This is a genomic window from Mesorhizobium sp. M7A.F.Ca.CA.003.01.2.1, from assembly GCF_003998945.1.
Classification (GTDB): Bacteria; Pseudomonadota; Alphaproteobacteria; order Rhizobiales; family Rhizobiaceae; genus Mesorhizobium; species Mesorhizobium ciceri.
The window spans coordinates 1-3345 of the sequence record NZ_RZRA01000644.1; the positions used below are offsets into that span (position 1 = coordinate 1).

Consider the following 3345-nt stretch of genomic DNA (forward strand, 5'->3'; position numbering starts at 1 on the left):
GCATCATCTCGTCGGCCGACTGGGGCACCAAGATCACCAACAACACCGCCGGCACCGTCGCCACCCAGATCTATGGCGGCTGGTATGAGGGCACCATTCGCACCGAATCTGCCGGCGAAAACGGCAAATGGGGCGTCTATCTGATGCCGAGCCTCACCGCCGACGGGCCGCGCGCCGCCAATCTCGGCGGGTCCTCGCTGGCCATCACCTCGGCTTCCAAGAACAAGGAGGCTGCCTACGCCTATCTGAAATACACGCTCGGAACCAATGAAGGCCAGATCACGATGCTGAAGGAGTTCGGCCTGGTACCGTCCCTGGTCTCGGCACTCGACGATCCCTATGTCGCACAAGGCCTGTCTTACTGGGGCGGCCAGGCGGTATGGAAGGACATTCTCGGCACCTTGCCGAAGGTTGTTCCGAGCCGCGGCACGCAGTTCCAGAGCGACGCCGAAATCATCGTCCGCGCCGTGCAGACCAAGTATCTGGCCGGCGGCTATCCTGACGCCAAGGCGGCGCTCGACGATGCCGCAAGCCAGATCGCGGCGGCGACCGGACTGCCCGTCAAATCTTGATCACCGCTTCTCCTTCTCCCCTTGTGGGAGAAGGTGGATCGGCGCGATAGCGCCGAGACGGATGACGGGTGCTCCAGCGGAGTGAGACGTTTGCGTTCTCTGGAACACCCCCTCATCCGTCGCCTTCGGCGACACCTTCTCCCACAAGGGGAGAAGGGAAGACCCAGGCGACGGCGTGAAACAACAAGCGGTAGAAGGAGGAGCAAGATGCGCAATCGTAACGCCACGGCCTATCGCTTCCTCACGCCCTATCTGCTGATCTTCGCGATCTTCTGGGTGTGGCCGATCATCAGCTCCTTCATGATCTCCTTCCAGGCAACGCGCACCGTGCCGTGGCGGTTCGCGCCGAGCTTCAACTGGGGCCGGTTGATCGGCGATCCGGCCTTCTTCAACGCCCTGAAGAACACGCTGCTCATCCTGGTCATCCAGGTGCCGGTGATGATCTCGCTGGCGCTCGTCATGGCGGTGCTTTTGAACTCGCCGCTCTTGAAGGCGCGTGGCCTCTACCGCTTCGCCTTCTTCGCCCCGGTCGTGGTCGGCGAGGTTGCCTATTCGGCGGTGTTCCGGCTGATGTTCAACCTCGATTTCGGCATCATCAACAAGCTCCTGAACAGCGTCGGCCTGCCCAAGATCGACTGGTTCTCCAACGTCACGCCGGCGATGGCGCTGATCATGATCGCGGTGACCTGGCGCTGGGCCGGTTACAACGCCATCATCCTGCTCGCCGGCATGCAGTCCATTCCCGAAGACGTCTACGAGGCGGCGACGCTCGACCGCGTCAGCAAGCTCAAGCAGTTCTTCTACATCACCCTGCCGCTGCTGAAGCCGGTCATCGTGTTCTGTCTCGTGCTGTCGATCATCGGCACCATGCAGCTGTTCACCGAGCCCTTCCTGATCACCGAGCGCGGCGGGCCGGGCGGCGGCACGGAGACGCTTGGCCTGCTGCTTTACCGCCAGGGCTTTCGGTCGCTCAACTTCGGCTACGCCTCGGCCGTCGCCTACACCATGGCCGGGCTGGCGATCGCCATCACGCTGGCGCAGCTGTGGCTGACGAGGGAACCGAAATGAGTTCGCGCTCCTCCGCCAGGCTGGGACGCAGCATCGCTCTGCATCTGTTCCTGACGCCGCTGGCGCTGATCTGGCTGTTTCCGCTGTGGATGATGGTGGTGTTCTCGACCATGCCCGACAACGGCATCTTCAGCCCCGGCATCGAGCTTTTGCCGCACGGCAATTTCATCGACAATTTCAACAATCTGCAGCGTGACACGAACTTCGTCGGCGCCATCGGCATTTCGGTCTCGGTGGCGGTGACCTACACCATCCTGTCGGTGCTGCTGACGTCGATGGCCGGCTGGGCGCTGGCCCGATACCAGTTCTTCGGCAAGGGCGCGGTCGTCGCCATCATACTGGGCACCATAACGCTGCCCTATGCGGTCGTGCTGATCCCGCAGTTCATCATGGTGGCGCGCGACTTCAAGCTCGCCAACACCTGGGTGGCGCTGATCGTTCCGCCGCTGTTCAATTCGCTCGGCGTGCTGTTCATGCGGCAGAGTTTTTCGATGATGCCGGACGACCTCTTCGATGCGGCGCGCGTCGAGGGCGTGAAGGAGTGGCGCATCTTCCTCTTTGTCGCGCTGCCTTTGGCGCGGCCGATGCTGGCCGCACTCGCCATCATCCTGTTCCTCGCCTCCTGGAACAATTATCTGTGGCCGCTTTTGATCAACAGCCAGCCTGGTTCGATGACGGCGCCGGTGGCGCTCGGCACGCTGATCGGCCTCACCAAGGTGTCATGGGGCGGCATCATGGCGGGCGCTGTAATGCTGACGGTGCCGATGCTGGTCGTCTTCGTGCTGCTGCAGCGCCCTTTCATCGCCGGCATTTCCGCCGGCGCGGTCAAGTAAGGGGCAGCATGGCAACGGTCACGCTCACCAATGTCGTCAAGCGCTTCGGCGTCTTCGAGGTCGTCCATGGCGCCAGCATGGACATCAAGGACGGCGAGTTCGTCGTCTTCGTCGGCCCCTCCGGCTGCGGAAAATCGACGCTGCTCAGGATGATCGCCGGGCTCGAGGACATCAGCGGCGGCGAAATCGCCATCGGCGGCAAGGTGGTCAATGATGTCGAGGCGGCCGACCGCGGCATCGCCATGGTGTTCCAGTCCTACGCGCTGTATCCGCATATGAGCGTCGAACAGAACCTCTCTTTCGGCCTGCGCATGACCGGCAATCCAAAAGCCGACACCGAACGGCGGGTGAAGCGGGCGTCCGAGATCCTGCGCATCAGCGAATTGATGGACAGGCGCCCGAAAAAACTCTCAGGCGGCCAGCGCCAGCGCGTCGCCATCGGCCGCGCCATCGTACGCGAACCGCAGGTGTTTCTGTTCGATGAGCCGCTCTCCAATCTCGACGCCGAATTGCGCGTCCAGATGCGCGTCGAGATCTCCCGGCTCCATAAGGAACTGGGCACGACAATGATCTATGTCACCCACGACCAGACCGAGGCGATGACGCTCGCCGACAGGATCGTCGTGATGCGCGCCGGCCATATCGAGCAGATCGGCCGGCCACTCGATCTCTACGACAACCCCGACAATCAGTTCGTCGCCGGCTTTGTCGGCTCGCCGAAGATGAATTTCATCAAAGGCCGGGTTGTCGGGCACGATGCACCTGGCGTCGTGGTCGAACTGGCGGGCCAGGAGAAGACCCGCATCACGCTACCGCTGACTGGCACTGCGCCCGAAATAGGCAGCCCAAAAATCGGCAGCAAGGTCATTGTC

4 protein-coding genes are annotated in these 3345 nt (G+C 62.5%); all 4 read left to right on the top strand.

Annotated elements, in window-relative coordinates:
- A partial coding sequence (locus EN969_RS22865) for an extracellular solute-binding protein (protein ID WP_127419413.1) occupies nucleotides 1–572 on the top strand: 572 nt, incomplete at its 5' end.
- Between the two features lie 207 nt (nucleotides 573–779).
- Nucleotides 780–1640, top strand: a complete 861-nt coding sequence (locus EN969_RS22870; protein ID WP_013530184.1) for a sugar ABC transporter permease — start codon at nucleotides 780–782, stop codon at nucleotides 1638–1640.
- Nucleotides 1637–2473, top strand: a complete 837-nt coding sequence (locus EN969_RS22875; RefSeq protein WP_127419414.1) for a carbohydrate ABC transporter permease — start codon at nucleotides 1637–1639, stop codon at nucleotides 2471–2473. Before EN969_RS22870 ends, EN969_RS22875 begins: the two co-directional genes overlap by 4 nt.
- Nucleotides 2474–2481: 8 nt before the next feature.
- Nucleotides 2482–3345, top strand: an 864-nt coding sequence (gene ugpC, locus EN969_RS22880; protein ID WP_127419415.1) for a sn-glycerol-3-phosphate ABC transporter ATP-binding protein UgpC, incomplete at its 3' end; no start/stop codon positions are given.

Excerpts from the sequence above, each read along its gene's own strand:
- EN969_RS22870 (WP_013530184.1), top strand. The coding sequence starts at position 780 with ATGCGCAATCGTAACGCCACGGCCTATCGCTTCCTCACGCCCTATCTG.
- EN969_RS22875 (WP_127419414.1), top strand. The coding sequence starts at position 1,637 with ATGAGTTCGCGCTCCTCCGCCAGGCTGGGACGCAGCATCGCTCTGCAT.